The sequence below is a fragment of the Pseudomonas sp. NPDC008258 genome, from assembly GCF_042956345.1.
Lineage (GTDB): Bacteria > Pseudomonadota > Gammaproteobacteria > Pseudomonadales > Pseudomonadaceae > Aquipseudomonas.
On sequence record NZ_JBIBGE010000016.1, the window covers coordinates 18,315 to 36,702 of the forward strand.

At 61.0% G+C, this 18,388-nt stretch carries 16 protein-coding genes; 11 read left to right on the forward strand and 5 right to left on the reverse strand.

Annotated features, from left to right (window positions below):
• The first annotated feature begins 2 nt into the window (after nt 1-2).
• From ACFY9W_RS14805 to ACFY9W_RS14815, 3 genes are all read left to right on the forward strand, one after another.
• Nucleotides 3-1,583, forward strand: a complete 1,581-nt coding sequence (locus tag ACFY9W_RS14805) for an FAD-dependent oxidoreductase (RefSeq protein WP_391131440.1) — start codon at nt 3-5, stop codon at nt 1,581-1,583.
• A gap of 16 nt (nt 1,584-1,599) precedes the next feature.
• Nucleotides 1,600-2,097, forward strand: coding sequence for a Rid family hydrolase (locus ACFY9W_RS14810; RefSeq protein WP_391131442.1), 498 nt, complete (start codon nt 1,600-1,602; stop codon nt 2,095-2,097).
• A gap of 154 nt (nt 2,098-2,251) precedes the next feature.
• Entirely contained in the window at nt 2,252-4,642 is a 2,391-nt protein-coding gene (locus ACFY9W_RS14815) for a TonB-dependent receptor domain-containing protein (protein WP_391131636.1), read from the forward strand.
• Between the two features lie 421 nt (nt 4,643-5,063).
• On the opposite strand, the gene ACFY9W_RS14820 is transcribed toward ACFY9W_RS14815, so the two are convergent.
• Both ACFY9W_RS14820 and ACFY9W_RS14825 read right to left on the reverse strand, forming a co-directional pair.
• Nucleotides 5,064-5,780 carry a DUF4225 domain-containing protein gene (locus tag ACFY9W_RS14820; protein ID WP_391131444.1) on the reverse strand — a complete coding sequence of 239 codons (717 nt, stop codon included), beginning with the start codon at nt 5,778-5,780 and terminating at the stop codon, nt 5,064-5,066.
• Nucleotides 5,777-6,262, reverse strand: coding sequence for a type VI secretion system tube protein TssD (locus ACFY9W_RS14825; RefSeq protein WP_391131446.1), 486 nt, complete (start codon nt 6,260-6,262; stop codon nt 5,777-5,779). Before ACFY9W_RS14825 ends, ACFY9W_RS14820 begins: the two co-directional genes overlap by 4 nt.
• A gap of 117 nt (nt 6,263-6,379) precedes the next feature.
• Here ACFY9W_RS14825 and ACFY9W_RS14830 point away from each other — a divergent pair, with 117 nt between their 5' ends.
• Nucleotides 6,380-7,150, forward strand: a complete 771-nt coding sequence (locus ACFY9W_RS14830; protein ID WP_391131638.1) for an SDR family NAD(P)-dependent oxidoreductase — start codon at nt 6,380-6,382, stop codon at nt 7,148-7,150.
• 181 nt (nt 7,151-7,331) lie between these two features.
• On the opposite strand, the gene ACFY9W_RS14835 is transcribed toward ACFY9W_RS14830, so the two are convergent.
• Nucleotides 7,332-7,973, reverse strand: coding sequence for an HD domain-containing protein (locus ACFY9W_RS14835; protein ID WP_391131448.1), 642 nt, complete (start codon nt 7,971-7,973; stop codon nt 7,332-7,334).
• Between the two features lie 130 nt (nt 7,974-8,103).
• Here ACFY9W_RS14835 and ACFY9W_RS14840 point away from each other — a divergent pair, with 130 nt between their 5' ends.
• Nucleotides 8,104-9,075 (forward strand): helix-turn-helix domain-containing protein, encoded by a 972-nt coding sequence (locus tag ACFY9W_RS14840; RefSeq protein WP_391131450.1) that lies wholly within the window; start codon nt 8,104-8,106, stop codon nt 9,073-9,075.
• 79 nt (nt 9,076-9,154) lie between these two features.
• Here ACFY9W_RS14840 and ACFY9W_RS14845 read toward each other — a convergent pair whose 3' ends face one another.
• Nucleotides 9,155-9,319, reverse strand: a complete 165-nt coding sequence (locus ACFY9W_RS14845) for a hypothetical protein (RefSeq protein ID WP_391131453.1) — start codon at nt 9,317-9,319, stop codon at nt 9,155-9,157.
• Between the two features lie 180 nt (nt 9,320-9,499).
• On the opposite strand from ACFY9W_RS14845, the gene ACFY9W_RS14850 reads away from it, so the two are divergent.
• Entirely contained in the window at nt 9,500-10,270 is a 771-nt protein-coding gene (locus ACFY9W_RS14850; protein WP_391131455.1) for a hypothetical protein, read from the forward strand.
• A 235-nt stretch (nt 10,271-10,505) separates the two neighbouring features.
• On the forward strand, nt 10,506-10,964 hold the full coding sequence (locus ACFY9W_RS14855; RefSeq protein ID WP_391131457.1) for a GNAT family N-acetyltransferase: 459 nt from the start codon (nt 10,506-10,508) through the stop codon (nt 10,962-10,964).
• A 196-nt stretch (nt 10,965-11,160) separates the two neighbouring features.
• Here ACFY9W_RS14855 and ACFY9W_RS14860 read toward each other — a convergent pair whose 3' ends face one another.
• Nucleotides 11,161-11,412 (reverse strand): helix-turn-helix domain-containing protein, encoded by a 252-nt coding sequence (locus ACFY9W_RS14860; protein WP_391131459.1) that lies wholly within the window; start codon nt 11,410-11,412, stop codon nt 11,161-11,163.
• 235 nt (nt 11,413-11,647) lie between these two features.
• Here ACFY9W_RS14860 and ACFY9W_RS14865 point away from each other — a divergent pair, with 235 nt between their 5' ends.
• The 4 genes from ACFY9W_RS14865 to ACFY9W_RS14880 all read left to right on the forward strand — a co-directional run bounded on the left by ACFY9W_RS14865 (nt 11,648) and on the right by ACFY9W_RS14880 (nt 18,385).
• Nucleotides 11,648-13,348: an FAD-dependent monooxygenase gene (locus tag ACFY9W_RS14865; RefSeq protein WP_391131462.1), complete on the forward strand. Its 1,701-nt coding sequence runs from the start codon at nt 11,648-11,650 to the stop codon at nt 13,346-13,348.
• Between the two features lie 11 nt (nt 13,349-13,359).
• Nucleotides 13,360-13,542, forward strand: coding sequence for a DUF2783 domain-containing protein (locus ACFY9W_RS14870; RefSeq protein WP_391131464.1), 183 nt, complete (start codon nt 13,360-13,362; stop codon nt 13,540-13,542).
• 63 nt (nt 13,543-13,605) lie between these two features.
• Entirely contained in the window at nt 13,606-14,952 is a 1,347-nt protein-coding gene (locus ACFY9W_RS14875; RefSeq protein WP_391131466.1) for an MFS transporter, read from the forward strand.
• A gap of 184 nt (nt 14,953-15,136) precedes the next feature.
• Nucleotides 15,137-18,385, forward strand: coding sequence for a T6SS effector BTH_I2691 family protein (locus tag ACFY9W_RS14880; RefSeq protein ID WP_391131468.1), 3,249 nt, complete (start codon nt 15,137-15,139; stop codon nt 18,383-18,385).
• Nucleotides 18,386-18,388: the final 3 nt, after the last annotated feature.

The window sequence follows — 18,388 nt, forward strand, 5'->3', positions numbered from 1 at the left end:
CCATGGGTTTGACCCGCAGAGACCTTATTGCCCACTTGATGGCCGCTGGCAGCTACGGCGCCGCGCTTGGCAGCCTGTCTGCCCTTGGCCTTTTGCCCAGCGCAGCCACGGCCAGCACCTTCCAGCCGCTGGGGCTGCCAGCCACGTCCGGCAATGGCAAGCGCGTGCTGGTAGTGGGCGCTGGCATCAGCGGCCTGGTGGCGGCCTATGAACTTGGCAAAGCCGGTTTTGATGTGCGCGTGCTGGAGGCTCGCGAGCGAATCGGCGGGCGAGCCTGGACGCTGCGCAACGGCGACGAGGTGCTGCACAACGACGGCAGCCGCCAGCAGGTGCGCTTCGACAACGGCTACTACTTCAACGCAGGCCCCGCCCGGCTGCCCAGCCACCACCTGACCATCCTCGGCTACTGCCGCGAGCTGGGCGTGCCGCTGGAAGTGCTGGTCAACAGCAGCCGCAACGCCCTCGCCCAACCAGACCTTGCACAGCCGCCGCTGCTGTTGCGCCAGGCAGTGAACGACACCCGCGGGCACCTTAGCGAACTGCTGTCGCGCAGCATCAGCGGCAAAGCACTGGACAAGGAACTGGATAGCGGCGACCAGAAAGCCCTGCTGGATTTTCTGAAGGTGTACGGCGACCTCGACGAGAAACGCCATTACAAGGGCTCGGTACGCGCCGGCTACACGCGCTTCGCCGGGGCCGGCGACCAAACCCCCATCCAGCGCCAGCCAGTAGCACTCAAGCAACTGCTCAACCCTAACCTGATGCTGCCGCTGGTGTTCGACGAAATCCCGGAGTTTTCCGCCACCATGTTCCAGCCGGTGGGCGGCATGGACCAGATTGCCAAGGCGCTGTACGCCAAGGTGCAGGGCAAGGTGCAATTGCACGCCGAAGTGCAGGCCATACGCACCGGGGACAGCGGTAGCCAGGTGACCTGGCGCGACCGGAGCACTGGCAACACCCAGGTGGAAACCGCCGACTACGCCATCGTCACCATCCCCCTGCCCCTGCTGGCGCGGGTCGACCACAACTTTGGCAACACCACCCAGGCGGCCATTGCCCAGGCCAAACCGGACCTGGCCAACAAGGTGGCGTGGCAGGCGCCGCGCTTCTGGGAAAGCGAGTTCCAGATTTACGGCGGGCTCTCGTACATCAACCACGAAGCGCGGTTGCTGTGGTACCCCAGCGACCACCTGAACAGTGCCCAGGGCATCCTGGTGGGCACCTACAACACCGGAGACGTGGCGCGCACATTCGCCACGCGCTCGGTAGAGCAGCAACTGGCATCGTCGCGCCAGGCGGTGGAGTCGTTGCACCCGGGCCATGCCGGCAAGCTGCAACGCGGGGTGGCGGTGAACTGGTCCAAGGTACCGTTCAGCGAAAGCCCGTGGATCGTCCATGACGTACTGGCCGAGCCTGGCTATTCGCACCTCAACCAGCCCCAAGGCCGCACCTGGCTGGCCAGCGATGCACTGGCCCATGGGGGCGTGGGCATCTGGCAGAACAGTGCCGCGGACTCGGCCCGCCATGTGGTCGGGCAGATCGCCCGGCATGCCCTGCAACAGCAACGCGGCGTCGCCGCCTGAACAAGGAAGCCCTTTGATGAACACAACTGCCCTGCTGCTTGGAGCCTTCATGTCACTGTCCGCACTCACCGCCCAGGCCGACACCATCAAGCGTGTCGACCCGCCCGGCTCGAAGTTCCCCATTTCGCAACTGGTCACGGTACCGGCCGGGGCCGCGCTGACGTTCGTCAGCGGCACCCTGCCCGACGTCGCCGACCCCAAGGCGCCAGCGCAAACCATTGCCGCCTATGGCAACACCGAAACCCAGACCCGCTCGGTGCTGAACAAAATCCAGACCGCGCTGCAAAGCCAGGGCCTGGGCTTGGGCGACATCGTGCAGTTGAGGGTGTTTCTGGTAGGCGACCCGGCCAACGATGGCAAGCTGGACTTTGCCGGGCTGCAAGCGGCCTACACCGAATTCTTCGCCACCGCCGAACAACCCCGCAAACCAACCCGCACTGCCTTGCAGGTGGTAGCCCTGCCGCTGCCGGGCGCCTTGGTCGAAATCGAAGCGGTCGCTGCCAAAGCACCGTGATACGCCGCTAACCCCCGTCCCCCTCTTGCTTGCCTGCCAGGGCCACCTGGCGGGCGGCCCCTGTGCACCCGCTGTTCGACAGCGCTCATGGAGAGCGAACATGCTTCACACCTTGAAACTGCCCAGCCCGCGCCTGCAACCTGCACTGCTGACCATGGCCCTCGGCACTACCGGCCTGCTCACACCTGCCGCCTATGCCGAAAACAACGCCCAAGCCGCTGACTCGGCCCAACTGGGCACGGTGATCGTCACCGGCAACCGCGGCTCGGAAAAACGCACCGTCACCACCAGCCCGGTGCCGATCGATGTGATCAGCGCCAAGCAACTGCAGCAAACCGGCAAACCCGGTTTGATGGAGGCCCTCAGCGCCACCGTGCCGTCCTTCACCCTGCCGGAAAAAACCGGCTGGGATGCCAGCGGCATGGCCCGTGCACCCAGCCTGCGTGGGCTGAACGCGGCGCAGGTACTGGTGCTGGTGAACGGCAAGCGCCGCCACACCAGCGCCACCCTGAACATCAGCGGTATCCATGCCGGCGCTGCGCCTACCGACCTTGACCTGATCCCCATCAGCCTCATCGATCACGTGGAGGTGCTGCGCGATGGCGCGGCCGCCCAATACGGCTCCGACGCCATCGCCGGGGTGATCAACATCATCCTCAAGGCCGATGACTCGGGCACCTCGGTAACCAATGCCGGCCAGGGTTACGACGGCAAGAAGCAGACCGTGCAACAGGGGCTGAACAAGGGCTTCGAGGTCGGTAACGGCGGCATCCTCCAGCTGGCCCTGGATGCGCGCAGCCAGAACGACGACAACAAGGCCAGCGCCAACGGCTACAGCTATGCCGAGGCCTTCGACAAGGCTGGCAAGTCAACGTACGGCGGCTATGGCACGCCGAAGATCAACCTGCTGACCCTGGGCTACAACGCCGAGTTGCCGCTGAGCGACGACCTGACCCTCTATTCGTTCACCACCTACTCGCACCGCAAGGCCGAGCAGGGCCAGAACTTCCGCCTGCCGACCATCACCAACACCATCACCACCGGCCCCAACGGCTACCCGGGCGGCTACACGCCCACCTGGTACATCGAGGAAGACGATGTGCAAGGGGCGTTCGGCGCCAAGGGCAATGCCGGGGAATGGGCCTGGGACTTGTCCAGCACTTACGGGCGCAACGAGGCGCTGCAAGGCACCACGCACAACCAGAACCCTTCGCTGGGCGAGGCCACGCCCAACCACTTCGAATCCGGCACCTGGGTTGCAACCCAACTGACCAGCAACCTGGACTTGCAGCGCAGCTTCGACATCGGCCTGGACAAGCCGCTTGATGTGTCCTGGGGCCTGGAGCATCGCCGCGAAACCTATCAGGTGCGCGAAGGCGACTGGGCTTCGTGGGCCAACGGCGGTTACTGCCGCGCCCCGGGCGACTGCGCCGCCTCTGGTGCACAAGTCACCAACGGTATCTCGCCCGACGAAGCCACCAGCACCAGCCGCAACAGCGTGGCCAGCTACGTTGACGTCGGCTTCAACCCGCTGCCGCAGTGGTACCTGGGCACCGCACTGCGCTATGAGCACTACAACCGTGGCGTGGGCGCCACCCGCAGCGGCAAGCTGACCACCCGCTATGAGTTCACCCCCGAGCTGGCCGTGCGGGCCACGGTCAGCAACGGCTTTCGCGCACCCTCGCTGGCCAACAGCCTGTTCAGCGCCCGCTCCACCACCTACGGTGTGGTCAATGGCGTGTACCAGTCGATCAACTACGGCGTACTGCCGGTGGACTCGGCGGCAGCCAAGGCCTTGGGCGCGCAGGCTCTCAAGCCGGAGCGCTCGACCAACTACAGCCTGGGCCTGACCTACCAGCCGGCCGCGCAGCTGTCGTTTACCGCAGATGCCTACGTGATCAACGTGCGTGACCGCATCACCCTCACCGGCACCCTGCTGGGTGACGAGGTGACCCAGGCGCTGCTGGCCAACGGCATCGACTCCACCGCTGGCGGGCGCTATTTCACCAACGGCGCCAACACCCGCACCAAGGGCCTGGACCTGGTCGGCAACTTCGACCAGGACCTGGGCAACTGGGGGCAAATGAAGTGGACCGCTGCCTTCAACTGGAACCAGACGCAAATCCTCAGCTACAAGCAGAACGTCAACATCCAGGGTACGGACTACAACCTGATGGACCGCCAGGCGCGTAACTTCCTGACAGAAGTGCAGCCGCACACCAAGCTGATTCTGGGCGCCAACTGGCAGCGTGACCGCTGGACCAGCAACCTGACCCTGACCCGGTATGGGTCCTGGCGCGAAGTGAACTCGGCCACCGACCGCAGCCTGGACCGTGAGTACAAGGCGCGCTGGATTACCGACATCGACGTGGGGTATCAGCTGACCAAGGACCTGAACCTGGCCGTAGGGGCGCAGAACCTGTTTGATGTGTACCCGGAACGGCAAAACCCTTCCAGCAAGACCATGACCAAGGGGTATGGGGCTTACTCGCCTTTTGGGTTTACGGGGGGGTATTACTTTACTCGGTTGACCTATAACTTCTGATGTGCAACGCAAGGCCTGCGGGAGCGGGTTTAGCTGCGAACAATGCGCCGTGGTGTATGGCACCGCCCGCGCACTGTTCGCGGCTAAACTCTAAGACAGGTGAGGTGCGCCTAGAAGAAAAAATATTTTCTTCGCTTTTTTTTAGGCTTTTCCTTGGAGGGCAATGCGCAGCAATGCATAAAAATCCCGATTAGAGACACCCAGCCAACAATCGGGTTTTCAATTAGAAACTGCGGACAACTCCCCACGAATAGAAAATAGGATCGCTCAATGACGCGCATATAATAAGTTACGAAAAATATATTATACACGAAGCACAGCAAGAGCAATCCCAGCCCTAAATGCGCACCCGAACATTTGAAGCGTAACGCATAGGCACAATACACACTGACGACTACAGCTGCGACAAACACCCCAGCCATCATAAATTATCCCACTCGACCAATACCTGCTCGCCGGTCAGCATGTCTATGCCGACCTCAAACATTATCGAGCCCTTACCCATTTCCTTATAAGCCCTTACCTTGTCGGCTTCAATATATCTGAACAGCCGCCAAGTGCCCGTTTTGAGGACCATCCGAGCCAGACCATACCCTGACAGCCCTATGTCCGTAACTCCGTAGGCTATGTTCCCGTGCGAGGGCCGCCCACCCGCCAGTTCAGACAGTCGCTGGTAGCCTTTTCGGACTGGGCCAATGGTGTCCTTGCGCTTTCCGACAAGATTACCACCATTCTCATAAATGTTATTTATTCCATGCAAAATAAGTGGAATGCCGCCAGCAATACAGCCCAATCCTACAGTAGTTTTGCAGACCGCAACGCCTGCACCGACCTGCAACACTCCAGCAGTCAAACCTGCCACCAGCTTTGAATACTCTAAAACCTGCTGATATAAGTCTTCATACTGCGACTTTAACTCTGCCAGCGCATCGGAGAGAGAAATTCTTCCTCCACGAAAGCCCTCAACAACACCTCTGGAGTCAAAAGCAATCTCTTGGACAAACTGAGTTCGCAAAGCACCATCACCGATAAAGCGAGCACCTATTTCACATGCATAACTCGTTAGCCTCGTCGCCGTATAGCTAACCTCCCAAAGCGCTTGAGCGTCAGGGTTAGTGCCATTTCCATACCTACTCACGACCCACCGCCCCAGTTCGCAAACCCACTCGTACCCGCAATCAAATGCTGCCAACTGATGGCGTCGTAGCGAATGGCAAGATACTCCTGAGGATCTTGCTGATTTAGCAGGACGGAATGCGGCACCTCTATGCGCTGGTCAACAATCAGCCCACCAGTCAACTCGATATTAAAGTAACGCTCTTGCTGGCCCCTATCATTGACCCGATAGAAATTGATCTTGCAATCAACGATCTCACGGCTGGCCAAAGCCTCCGCCAGTATAGGGGTCGATTTATCCAGGTGTTTAGTAATGAGAATGGGACGATGCGTAACCCGGTCGGTATTGTGCACATTGGAGAGGTTGTGCGAGAACGAAAGCACCATGATCTCGTCAGTGTGCCCTGCCTGGCACCGGTTACCGATCGAGTCTTGAGTCGAGCATCCCGCCGAGATCAGCCCTCTGAACCTGCCTCGAATAGACATGTAGCCATGAATAGCCATCTGCAAACTCCTTGTATGCGAAGGCACAAGGCTGCACATTCGTAAGCGCGGCGTATGTAGGACGCTTCTGAAGTGAACATGCGGAGGTGATTAAAAATGTGTCGCCAAACGCATCCGATGCCCCTGATCCCGGGGTTGACGGGCAAGGCCGATGTCCTGATCTGCGGTGCGAGCCAAGGCATCGGCCTGGCACTGTGTACGGCGTTGCTGGCCCGCGAAGATGTGAGCCGAGTCTGGGCAGTGTCGCGACACACCAGCACCGCGGGCGCGCTGCTTGCGCTTGCCAGGGCATATGGCGAACGCTTGCTACTCATGGACTGCGATGCTCGCGACGAGGTGTCGCTGACTGCGCTTGCAAGCGAGGTTGGCCTTGCCTGCACGCACCTGCACCTGGTCATCAGCACACTCGGTATTCTCCATCAGGAGGGTAGCAAAGCAGAGAAGCCGCTGGCCCAGCTGGACCTCTCCGGTCTGCAGGCCAGCTTCGCCACCAATGCATTTGCCCCAATCCTGTTGCTCAAGCACCTGCTGCCGCTGCTGCGCAAACAGCCCGCCACCTTTGCAGCACTGTCAGCCAGGGTTGGCTCGATCAGTGACAATCGACTGGGTGGCTGGTACAGCTACCGTGCGAGCAAGGCAGCGTTGAACCAGTTGCTGCACACGGCAAGTATCGAGCTGAAACGGCTGAACCCGGCAGCGACGGTGTTGGCACTGCACCCGGGTACCACCGATACCGCGTTGTCGCGGCCGTTTCAGGGGAATGTGCCGGAGGGGAAACTGTTTGAGCCGGCGTTTGCTGCGCAGTGTGTTATCGAGTTGCTGGAACGGCTTGGGCCTGCTGAGAGTGGCAGCTTCTGGGGTTGGGATGGCGAGCGGATAGGCTGGTAAATGAACACCGCGAGCCATGTACAAAATTTAAACGTTGGCGCGATCCCTGTGGGAGCGGGCGCGCCCGCGAAAGCTCCAACGCGGTGCATAGCACCGGCTGCGCCGGTGTTCGCGGCGGTTCGACGCCTCGACACGCCCGCTCCCACAGAGACCGCATCAGGGCTGACAGGTACATCACCACTCAACTGGCCCAGCAAGACTGGCGAATGACGCTGCAGAAGTTCCCGGGCCGGAATGCCGGCTCCTTGTCGGCAATCACATCCGCCTTCACATTGCCAAACGTGGTTTGCGGCTTGTGCCGAATGCCGTTATAGAACGCCTGGATAATCGCCTCCTTGAAGTGGTCCCCGCGCGGGTGCGCCTGGACCACGGCATCCCGCGCAGCAATACCCAACCCCTCGTGATGCAAGCCCAGCACATCGGTCTCCACACCCGCTGTGACCAAGGCAATCAACGGGTGCATATGTTCCGGAATGCCCGGTGTGGTGTGCAGTGCAATCGCCGTCCATACACGCTCGACATCACGCTCATCCACACCATGACGCTGGAGAAAATCACGCGCCACGTTGGCGCCATCCACTTCAAAGCGGCAGCACTCGCTGCTGTGCTCATGGGTCAGCCCCATGTCGTGGAACATGGAGCCCGCGTACAACAGTTCAGTGTCGTAGCGCAGCCCCAGCCGCTGCCCGGCTAGCGCCGCGAAGTAGAACACCCGGCTGGAATGGTGGAACAGCAAAGGGGAAGCCGTGTCGCGGACAAGCTCGGTGATTTCCCGAGCCATGGCGCTGTCTGGCAGCTGGATACCGGCAATGGATGAGGACATGGTCGCTCCTTGGTGGGTTGGTGACGCGTTCAGTCTGCAGCCACACCCCAACGTCCTCAATTGACTTGTAACGCCATATACTGCCATTGTCATTGGATTACAGACTTGCCGCAAAATGCCCGGAGCCACCATGCCCCCTTCCCCCCTTACGATCGCCATCCTGGCCATGCCCGGCGTGCAAATGCTGGATGCCTGCGGCCCGCTGGATGTGTTTGCCGAGGCCAACCGCCAACTTGGCCGCGACGCCTATCGCCTGGTACTGCTGGCTTGCGAACCGGGGCCGTTGGTGAGTTCATCCGGCACGCGGCTGTATGCCGATGGCTGGATCGGGGAGGACCTGCCAGCCATCGATACCCTGCTGATCGCGGGTACGCCGCAAGCCGCCGACCAGTACCTGCGCCCCGGCATTCTCGACTGGCTGCAGCAGCGCGCAAGCGCTTGCCGCCGTTATGGCTCCGTGTGCACCGGGGCCTTTGCCCTGGCAGCCGCCGGGCTGTTGGATAACCGGCGCGTCACCACACATTGGGCTGTGGCCGAAACGCTGGCCGAGCGTTACCCACAGGTGCACGTGGATGCCGACGCCATCCAGGTGCACGACGGCAAATTGCGAACCGCTGCCGGGGTGACAGCGGGGCTGGACCTGGCACTGGCTTTGGTGGAAGAGGACCTGGGGCGGGACATTGCCAGGCAGGTGGCGGGCCATTTGGTGATGTACTTCAAGCGGCCGGGCGGGCAATTGCAATTCAGCCGCCAAGGCGGCACATCACCGGTCGGGCGCTCGGCGTTACAGGGGTTGCAACGCTATGTGGCTGCCAACCCTGCGCTTGAGCACGGCGTGGCCAGCCTGGCGGCACGGGTGGGGCTTAGCCCCAGGCATTTTGCCCGCGTGTTCCAGCACGATGTGGGCATGACCCCGGCGGCCTGGGTAGAACTGGCACGGGTGAACGCGGCGCGCGCGCGGCTGGAGGCTGGGCAAGAGGCGCCAAAACAAGTGGCTGCGCTGTGCGGGTTTGCCAATGCCGATACATTGCGGCGGGCGTTTGTGAAGCATGTGGGGGTGACGCCGGCAGAGTATCGCAAGCGCTTTGGGCGATCGGGATGAGCTCAAGTAGTTGGCGTGCTCCCGCGCCGGGTGCACTGTTGCAGCCCGGCCGAGGCAGTGCGTTCCATCGCGGGTCGGCTTAGCGAGGGCCGCCGCCCTGATGGCCACCAAAGCCACCGCCACCACCGTGGCCACCACCACCATGACCACCGCCACCGCCCGGGGGCATGAACATCCAGCAACCGGACAAGGCGGATACCAGCGCCGCAACCAGGGCTGCGCGCAAAAGGTGTTTCGACTTCATTGGAACGCTCCACAGGGTTAGATCAGCTGCCTGCCAGTAGCCGGTTCGGCAGCGGGCGGATTCTAGAGCTGCGGGGTGATGGCATAGGGAAACTTTGCATATCTTTACAGTTGGTGCAGGCTTGCCAGCAGCCAGCCTACAGTTCGCACCTTCATCTCTTCACGCATGGATCGCCCGGCAATGACCCTGTTCTACCTGAAACTCATCGTCACGCCCCTGCTGATGTGGGCAATCTCCCTCGCCTCGCGACGCTGGGGCGGCCTGCTCGGTGGGCTGCTGTCGGGCCTGCCGATCACTTCGGCGCTGGTCATGACCTTCCTGTGCCTGGAACAGGGCACGGCCTTCGCCATGGGCGCAGTGCCCGGCGCACTGGGCGGCCTGGCGGCAGTGCAGGCCACCTACACCTTCTACCTGTTCGCCACGCGCAGGCTCGGCGTCGCCGCGGCCGTGCTGCTGGCGTTACTGTTCTACGGCCTGGCGGCTTATGCGTTTACCCACTGGGGCAGCCTGTACCTTTCGATTGCCGTGGCGTTGATATTGATTGGTGTGCTGATACGCGCCAGCGGCCGCGAGCCAAGACCCGATACCCTGGCCCGCCCCCGGCACCGGCACCGGCTCTGGGAGATCCCCCTGCGCATGGTGTCGGCCACTTCCCTGCTGATGATCACCACCAGCCTGGCCAGCTGGCTGGGCCCGGCAACCAGCGGGATGCTGGCACCGATCCCGGTGATTGCCTGGCCGCTGGTGGTGTTCGCCCATGTGCAAGGCGGGCGGGCCGGGATGGCGGCGATGGTACGGGGTAATGCGATCGGGGCGGTGGGGGTGATCGCGTTTTATCTTGTGCTGGCGGGGCTGCTCGAAGCGCTGGGCGTTGGCGTTACCATCAGCTTGGCAATGGCCTGCGCTGTGGTATTGACTGTCGGGCTGGCCACTGTATTACGGCGGCGTTGATGCGCCAGTGGGGCTGCTGGCAGTCCCTGAACTCAGCGTCATACCTGTGGGAGATTGCCCAGCCCATTGGGCTGCGCTGTCGCGCAGAGGACTGATGCCGGGCGCACCGCGTACCCTGTGGGAGCGGGCGTGCCCGCGAACACCGGCAAAGCCGGTGCCATACTCCGCGCAGGATGCTTCGCGGGTAAACCCGCTTCCGCAGTGGCCGTGCCAGATCGATCAATTGAGGTAACCCATGGAGTATCAGATTCGCAAGGCGCTACCGGAAGATGCTGCGTGCATCAGCCGAGTGATCATTGCCGCCCTGCGGCAGACAAATGCAGCGGACTACGATGCCGCGACCATTGTCAGGGTTGAGCAGTCGTTCAGCGAAGCGGGCATTGTTGGTCTGCTGGGAAAACGCCTGATCTACGTTGCAGCTGATCATGATGATGTCGTGGCGACTGCCAGCCTTGAAGATGATGTAGTCCGAAGCGTGTTCGTCGCCCCCGAATATCAGCGGGCAGGTATCGGCGAGCGGTTGATGATTGCAGTCGAAAACGAGGCGGTGGTGCGTGGCTCGAAGTGGTTGCGAGTGCCCTCTTCGATTACGGCACAGGGTTTCTATACACGTTTGGGGTATCGCAAGGTGCGGGATGAGTTCCATGGAAATGAACGCACGATCATCATGGAGAAACGGCTGATCCGGCCATGATGGCCGAGCCTGGACGCTGTGCTGGTGGCAGCGAGTTGTCAGGTGAGCCCAGGTAATGGGTTGACCGAGGCTGTCAGCAGGCTAATCGCAGAAGACGCCTTAGCCTCCTCACGGTAGCGAAACAGATAGTCTGCACCAGCGCTAAGAATCTTCCCGCTCGCACCCTCTGGCGTCGCCACATGCAAAAAGGTTGTCATCAGTCGAACACCCCCTGGATCTCATCCAACGTAGGCATGGCAGCTGTCATTAGCGCAAATTCACAGTCCAAGGCGCCAACCACCCTTGCATAGGCTGTCATACCCACCGTGGGGTCGCCTTTTTCGATGGCAATGACCTTCTGCCGCGTGATACCGGCCAACTCAGCGAGCCTGGCTTGGGTAAGCCCGCGATGCAGGCGGCGGGTGCGTAGCTGCTCGCCAAGACGGCTAATGATCAGTGAATAGTCCATGTTCCGTATACGTAACAAACATTAGTAAATGTAACGTATACGCAACCCAAAGCGAAATCAAAGCCTAAAGTGCCTGTAACCGACAGAATGCATGCTTCTAGATGCAAAAATGCCAGAACTGTGGGTTAGTCCACTCAACATTCAGTTGTCCCCTCCAGGGGACATCGCCCGCCGCCACCTCAAGTACAGTCATCCGCACACCTGAATACCTACAAGAATATGGATGTGCACCGCCATGCATCAGCCCCACAGCGAGCCGCGCCGCTCCCTCTATTTCAACTACCAGGTCTACCCTGCCCACACCGCCAGTGTCGGCGCTACCCACCCGGCCCGCAAACCCGTCGTGGTGGTAGGCGCCGGCCCGATCGGCCTGACCACCGCCCTGGACCTCGCCCGGCATGGCATCGCCTGCGTGGTGCTGGCTGCGGACCGGCAAGTGAGCGAAGGCAGCCGGGCCATTGTGTTCACCCGCCGCTCGATGGAGATCTTGCAGCAGGTGGGTGTCGCCGACCGGGTCTGTGAGCTGGGCCTGCCGTGGCGCTGTGGCAATTCGTACTACCGCAACCAGCTGGTGTTCCGTATGGAAAACCCGCACGACCCGGACGACCGCTACGCCCCCATGACCAACCTGCAACAGCCCTGCCTGGAGCAGTTTATGGTCGAGGCCGCCGAGGCCAACCCGTTGGTGGAACTGCGCTGGGGCAACCGCGTTACCGGTCTGCTGCAACATGACGACTTTGCCCGGCTGAGTATTGATACCCCCGCCGGCAGCTATGAGCTGGACGCCGACTGGGTGATCGCCGCTGACGGCGCCCGTTCGACACTGCGCACGCTGCTGGACCTCAAGCTTGAGGGTACCGCCTACGAAGGCCGCTTCGTGATCGCCGACATCAAGATAGACCTGGGCCTGCCTACCGAGCGCCTGGCCTACTTCGACCCGGCCTGGAACCCGAGCAACACCGTATTGATGCACCGCGAGCCTGGCGACATCTGGCGCATCGACTATCAACTGCCCGAAAACGAAACCCCGGAACAGGCGCTGCGACCGGAATCACTGCGCGAACGCATCAATGCCCAGTTGCACATGCTGGGGGTGGAAAACCCTGAGTGGGAAATGGACTGGAGTTCGGTCTACTCCGCCCGCGCCCTGACCCTGCCTGATTACCTGCACAAGCGCGTGGTGTTTGTAGGGGACGCGGCACACCTGTTGCCGATTTTTGGCGTGCGCGGCGCCAACACAGGGTTCCAGGATTGCCATGACCTGGTCTGGAAACTGGCCCTCACTATCAAAGGCCTGGCAGGCCCCAAGCTGCTACCGTCGTACTCAACCGAACGCGTCGGTGCCGCACGCGAAATCATCAGCGAAGCCGGCAAGAGCACCCGGTTCATGGCGCCCCCTACTGCGGGCTACCGCCTGGTGCGCGATGCCGTGTTGTCGTTGTCACTGACCCAAGGGTTCGTCCGCCCGTTGTACCACTGGCGCACTTCGCGGCCACACGACTACGCCGATTCGGTACTCAACTGCGCGGCTGACGACAACGCGCGCTTCACGGCCGGGCCGCGCAATGGCGCCCCGCTGCTGAACATTCGACTGGCCGAAAACGACTACCTGTTCGACCACCTGGATGCCAGCTTCTACCTGCTCTACTTCACCGACAGTGATTGCATCCCAAGCGACGTGCTCGAGCAGGCAAATGCGATCCGCAGCAGCGGTGTGCCGTTGCAGATCATTGCGATTGCACAACACGCCCAGCCTGCCATCACCGGTGCCGACCAGCTGATCGACGACGCCACCGGCCATATCGCCACCCGCTATGGCATCACCCGCACGGGTGCTTACCTGGTGCGCCCAGACCAGCACATCTGCGCCCGCTGGCTGCAGCTGGGTGCCACACAACTGCGCACCGCCGTCGACACCGCCCTGGGCAAGCACTGAGAGGAACCGCCATGCACACCCTTACCGCAACAGACCTGGAAGTGGTTTACGACGTATTGGCAGATGCCCTGGACCAGGCCACACCGGCCAAGGCCGAACTGTTCCTGGCCAAACTGGCACTGCTCAGCGCCCAGGCCCTGGGCGATGCCCAGGCCTTCACCGAGCTTACCCAGTCGGCGCTGCAAGACCTGTAGCGCCTGCCATCGCCAAAGCACCGCAGCCGGTGCCGCTCAAACCAATAATAATCAGGCGCCCCCATGCATCAGCACACTGCCCCGCTTGCAACGATAACGACCACCAGCAGCCCCCGACACGCCGTGATGCGCAAAGTCTCCAGGCGCCTGCTCGGCTTTCTGTTCCTGTGCTTTGTGCTGTCGTTTCTCGACCGCATCAACATCGGCTTTGCCGGCCTGACCATGATGGGCGACCTGGGCCTGAGCAGCACCCAGTTCGGCCTGGCCACCACACTGTTCTACATCGCCTATATCGCCTGCGGCATCCCCAGCAACATGGCCCTGGCCAAGGTCGGCGCACGCAGATGGATTGGCAGCCTGATGATCGCCTGGGGGCTGGCCTCGACGGCAACACTGTTCGCGACCGATGCAGGCAGCCTTTACCTGCTGCGGATACTGGTCGGCATCACCGAAGCCGGCTTCTTGCCCGGGGTGCTGTTGTACCTCACATTCTGGTTCCCGGCGGCCTACCGGGCACGCGCCAACGCCCTGTTCATGATCGCGATGCCCTTTACCGCGGGCTTCGGCTCGGCGCTCTCGGGGCTGATACTGAGCCTGGACGGGCTGTGGGGCTTGCACGGCTGGCAGTGGCTGTTCCTGCTTGAGGGCATGCCTTCGGTGATCATGGGCTTTGTGGTGTTCGGTTACCTGAACGACACACCGCACCAGGCCCACTGGCTGAGCGCCGAAGACAAACACCACTTGCAGCAGGCCCTGGCCGCCGATCACCCACCTTCAACCCGCCCTGCAACTGATGAACCCGCCAGCCTGCTGCGCGAAATGCTTTCGCCCAACGTGTTGATGTTCAGCCTGGTGTACTTCTGCCTGGTGAACACACTGGCGATGATTGCCGTATGGACGCCGCTGATCATAAAGAGCATCAGCGCCGCCGACAGCAGCAACAGCACCATCGGCTTTCTGGCAATGATCCCGCAGGTGTGCACCATCATCGGCATGCTGCTGTGGGGGCTGCATTCCGACCGCAGCCAGGAGCGCAAATGGCACCTGGTACTGCCCATGCTGATGGCTGCTGCGGGCTGGATGTTTACCGCTTACGCGGGTAACCCGCTGGTGCAACTGTGCGGTATCTGCATGGCAGCCACCGGGTCTTACACGGCCATGTCGATTTTCTGGACCACGCCGGACCAGGCATTGACGTTCAAGTCGCGGGCCATTGGCATTGCAGTGATCAACGCGTTCGGCAACATCGGCTCGGCGCTGAACCCGCTGGTGGTTGGCTGGCTGAAGGACCTGACCCACAGCTTCACCGCCGGGATCGTGTATGCCACGGTGCTGCTGGTGATTGGCGCGCTGCTGACCTTCCTGCTGCCCCTGCCCACATCGACTTCAAAGCCTGCACACCCCCTGTAGGAACGGGCTTGCCCGCGAACACCGGCAAAGCCGGTGCCATCCACAACGCTGTATTGGTCATCACCCCAACGCCTCATTCACAGACGTTTCCTACAAGGTTTTAGGACGCCCCATGAACCTCCGGCAAGCGATTCCTCGTTAGTGTTCAGGGACCATCACGGTCCCTTTCCAAGCGAGGTTGCTTTTGACAATCAGCCAAACCATCGCCATTGCGCTTGCCGAAGCTGCGCTGCCGCACGACCAGTGCATGGCCTGCGAAAGGCAAAGCCTGCCGATCCTGCCCCTGCGCCGCGCCCTGGTGCCGGACACCCGGCCGCAATGCCTCACCACTGTGGCCGGCAGCCTGCATATCTCGGTCAAACTGGGCGTGCGCACGTTGCGCATGGGGTATTTGTATGTGCTGCTCGACCAGCAGGTCTGGCATGCCTACGAAGTGAGTGAGCAGGGCCACCTGCGCCGCTTCAATCCCTACGAGCCGTCAGATGGCCTGCCCGCATCGTTGCCCGAAAAGTGTACGAATGAAAACCACGACATTCCCTCGTCCTTCCTGAACATCGACACCGACCGCTATGGCAGCGCCTGGCTGGCTTTCTCCAGCGACCCTTGGCCTGCAAGTGTGCTGAATGCCTACAAGAAGGGCCAGGCGCCTGCGCACCGCTTCGAAGGGGTGGACCTGACCCAGGCACGCAACACTCCTGAGTTGATAGGCATCGCCATGACGCCTGACAATTTGCAGGTCGACAAAGAGGTGTTCGAGTACGCGCAGCGCGGGTGTTCGCCGTTCGACAGCGCGCATGGCTTTCACACCCGCTGGCTGCGCCGGTTTGCCCTGAAGGGGTATCTGGTCAATGCGATGAACCGGCACAAGCTGGAGAATGGCGTGCTGGCGGTGGTGCTCGATGACACCGTTGGTTTGATTCAGGAGTTCAACCACCAGCGTTTGAACTGGGTGGTGAAGCGCCAGGTCTGGCGGGAAGACCCAATGCGGGCCTATCAGTTACAGACCTCGCAGATCCTGCAAGTCATCCGCGCCACGCACCGGGAGTGGGCGGCGCAGAAGGTGCCGTCGCTGGAGCCCATGACCGGCGACGGGCCTCCGGTGTTCACCGACCCGGCGGTGGAGCGCCAGTGGTTGGTAGAGCGGGCGCAACTGGAGAGTGATGAGCGGCTGGAGGAACGTTACGACGAACCGAAACGGGCCGCGTTCCAGGCCGAATACGAGCAACAGGAAGCCGAGTTTCAGGGTTACATCGACAGGAACGCCCGTGCGTATGCTGCGATGTTCGACACGCCCATGTTCAAGGTGGCCGAGCAGTACGACTATGACGGCGATCATCGCGAGTCTGGCGTGGCGTATGCCAAGACCATGGCGCTGTGCCTGGGCGGCGGTATAACCGAAGCCGTGGTACCGGATGCGGCTCCAGCAGCCGGTACCAGCGAAACGCTCTGGCTGAAATGGCTGCAAGACCCCGATAGCCCCCCTTATCGCGCGTTGCTGATGCGCGACCGGGCGTTGCTGGCTGGGCTACTCCCCAGCTTCTCTGCTGTCGACGCGATCAACTGGAACGACAGCGACAAACTCTACGCCATGCTGAGCAAGATCATCGCCAGCGACGACGCCGGCTTGCGCATGCGCAACACGCTCAAGCAGGCCATCGCTGAAACCCAGGGCGCCCTCAATGCCGCCAGCCAGCGCTTGGCACCCCGCTTGCCGTCAGGCATTCAGAACGCCGTGCGACAGCTGAACAGCGCGACGCAGTATCTCTACAACGGCGTGCACCTGATCGAACTGGAAGTGAAGATGAAGCTGGGCGAGTACTACGCCCTGCAAAGTGCGCACTTGCGCGAGTTGCAGCACAAGGCCAATGCGTCGATTGCGGAAGCCAGGGACCGGATGCATCGCAATATCGATGACATCGACATTCATTCAACCAAGGCCTGGAACAAGGTACGGCCGATCATGCAGCACGGGCTGATGAGCCTGGCCGTGCTCGACTCGCGTTTTGCCCACACCATGATCAGCGTGACGGTGTGGGTGGAGGGTACGGCTGAAGAGGTGCGTGGCCGGTTGCTTGAGGAAGCCAACATGAAGGTGACCCAGGCGAGCAGTGCGGCACAGATTGCCTTGGTGGATATCTCGGTGGCGGCGGGGACGCTGGAGGCGAATGCGCGCAGGGTGTTGCAGGGCATGCGCATTACTTCGCAGCAGGCGGCGCAGTTGGTGCGGGCTGGCTTTAGCGGATTGCGAGGAATGGCAGGTAGCTGGGAGTTGCTGTTGGCGATAGGTGGCCTGTATTTGCAACATGACAGTCTGGCCAAGAATACGGATAAAGCTGAAACGGAAGTTGGGCCCAAAGCCAAAGAAGCGATGATAACCTTGAATGGTGTCAAGCTAGGCATACTGGGTGGAGGCATTGAGTTACTTGGACTGACTTTGCGTTCCAGCGCAGAACACATCCAGCGGATGCGAAATTTTTCACCTGCAACTGAAAGTAAAATGGCAAATTTGGCTAAAATCGGCCACGTTGCCGTTCGAGTCGGCGCAGTTATAAGTGCCGGCGCCGGAATTTTCGATGTGGCACACGCGAAGACGGCTTCAGGAAGAGCTACCGCTGCCGGTGATGATAGAGCCTCTGAGATTTATGTCTATGCAGGATCATTCGCCGTATTCGGTATTGCTGCGGCTGTCACCGCTATTTTCAAACCGCTCATACTAGGGGCACTTGGACTCGCCATAGTTTTTGGCTTAAGCGCTTATGCGCTGTCACAGTGGGCGGAAACTAAAGAATCCAAGCCTTTAGAGCGTTGGGCGCGGCGGTGTTATTTTGGCAAAGCGAATGAGATACCGGCGACTCACTGGAATTCTCCTGAGCAAGCGGATTTGGCGATCGCGGAGCTTAATGCCGCCGTAATGGGCATGATTGCCAGCCTGAACATTGAAACTAACGCATTAGATTCTTTACTGGGTTCAAGACTGGTAGGCTCTATTGGTTTCCCCATCGAACAGCGCGTCAAGTATCAGCTAATTATTCCCGGGTATGCAGAGGGCCTTTCAGGTTATCAGTGGGAGCTAAAGATCCACCGACATGAAGACGAAAATCTTTCCGACGCCGCAAGCGGGCAAGTCGTTGTGGGTGGTACGCATAACGCGCCACCCGAATTCAGAACCCGTGCAAAAAAACAGTCGACAGAACCTACACCTTCGAGAAATCCTGATGTAGACACGAGCAGCATTACACAAAATGAAAGCAATCATGAAGTCACAACCCCCGACGGGGTTGCACATATAAAAAGAGTCTTCGGTGAGTTTGATCTTACCCCGCAAACAGGCTTCCCTAAAGTTTTGGCTGTATCGATTTCCCTTGTTTTCTGGCCCGACAAAAACATCGCCAGCGCGTATGCTCAAATAACTTTAAAGGCGAACAACGAATGAGTC